Here is a 2,029-nt window from a genome sequence, read left to right as displayed (position 1 = left end):
TGTTCCCTTGTAGCAAATATTTATCAAATTGGTATAATACCTACAGCTTGAAGCATTAAATTGAGTGACCCTAAGTTCACCAAAATATCTTCTACAAGGGAACTTTCATACATTAAATTTCTAATAGGATAACAACTAAATGCTTCACCTACTAAAAAGTAATGTTCAAGTCCTAATAATTGGCTAATATGCCAATAGTAATATCTGAGATAGTTGGGCGAGAAAAGTTCAATAACTTTGGTCTCTGGATTACAGAATACTATATTTGTCAAACCACTTCCATGAGGAGCAACTATAATTTTCGCATGAGCAAAGGTAGCAATTTGACTTTCTAGGGACATAGACTCTGGAGTAATACAGGTAAAACCAAATTTGCTTAATATCTCTACTACCTCTGGTTCATTCATTACTCGACGATACCTAGCATTACTCCTACTTATGTATATTCTTTCTGGCAACCCTGACTTCTTAATAATTCTTTCTTCGAGAAATGCTTCCCTCAAAAATTTTACTCCCCACGGTTGTAACCATCCTAAATAACTAGGATATGAAGGGACGACTAATTCTTCTGCTTGAATGTAGGGATGGCGATCGCTTGCCAGAATTTTATCTTCGGGAATGCCAAGAGTTTTTAAGGTCTCTTGCTGAAAAGGTTGTCGATAGTTATTAACCAAAAACCAATCTATCTCTTCTAAATTTATGCCCTGACGTAATATTTCTATTCTGGGCAACAAGTCTACCATCCAGTGAAAATACACATTTCCCGACAATACTGATAATACTGCTACTTTACCATTTATTTTCTCTAGAGACGGAAGTTCTTCTAAATCAAATATTCGATGTTTACTTGGATCGTGGTTAGTACATCCTGGTAATGGGGATGGATACTCCCGAGAAACATCTGCCAGTAAGTAATTATCTGGAGTCATAATAGCGATCGCGTAACATAGTCTCCAGTAATTTTTCTTGGGCATAATCCAAGCTCTTCCCTCTGGTACTATTGTGACGAAATTGGGAGTCTGGGAAATTTTCAGAAAGTGAGGAAAATTCGACAAACTATTTTTTGAGTCTTTTGTCAAGGAGGGTATATCCCCTTTTTTTGCTTGCTTGAGGAAAGAGCTTTTTTTCCCTAAACTCTGACTCAAAAAATCCGTATCTTGGCTAAACCCACTTCTACCATTGAGACTATAAACTGCTGGGGCGAGGTATTTGACTTCAAAATACTGATAAATTTCCCATAAACATTTACTACAATTTAACCCATGACATTCTAAATTTTTCTGCTTATTTTTAGAGCTTAATTCCTGAATTGAAGGTTTAGTAATTTCTTCTATATCTTCTGTTGTGGATTTTTCTAATTTTACTTCTATATATCTTGGCCGAACATTGTTAGTATCTAATTGATCGATCCAATCTTTTGTAGATAAATATAATCCTTCTAATTGTTGATAAGGCTGAAGATTATTGTTGAATATCTGCGAATCTAATATTATTGTTTTTTTAGATAAAATTTTACTGTAACAATCTATCGCTTGCTCCCATCGCTGTTGCTTTTCCAGAATTTTTCCCAAATCAAAATAAATATTTATCGTCTCAGCCACTCTATTTTCACTTAACAATATTTGGATAGCTACTCGATAACTAATAATTGCTGGATTTAATCGCTTTTGTTTAACTAAACTATTCCCTAATAAACAATAAATCTCTGGTAAATTTGGCTGAAGTTGTAAAGCTTTCTGATAAATGATCTCTGCACTGGCATAAGATTCATTTTCCATCAATACATTGCCAAAATGAATATAATATTTGAGCAAATATTCAGATGTTTTCCGATACTGCTGCTGAAAACTTTCTGAATAACTATCTAATTTTTGCAGCTCCTTAACAAAATTTAAACCAGCTACCTTTGTCAAATACAATTCATCAGATACTATCTCCTCCGCATTCTCCAACTTCGCCTCCCATAACCGACAAAAACCATCCACAAATTGATGATTAATAATCGCCTTTTGTAAATAAAGAAAAGCAG

Annotated in this window: 1 protein-coding gene; it reads right to left on the bottom strand. The window is 34.2% G+C overall.

Going from position 1 to position 2,029, the window contains the following annotated elements:
• Nucleotides 1-23: 23 nt before the first annotated feature.
• Nucleotides 24-2,029, bottom strand: a 2,006-nt coding sequence (locus tag F6K13_RS30470; RefSeq protein ID WP_287289472.1) for a glycosyltransferase 61 family protein, incomplete at its 5' end; no start/stop codon positions are given.

The sequence above is a fragment of the Okeania sp. SIO2B9 genome, assembly GCF_010672505.1.
Taxonomy (GTDB): domain Bacteria; phylum Cyanobacteriota; class Cyanobacteriia; order Cyanobacteriales; family Microcoleaceae; genus Okeania; species Okeania hirsuta.
This window is presented reverse-complemented; position numbering and strand designations above follow the sequence as displayed.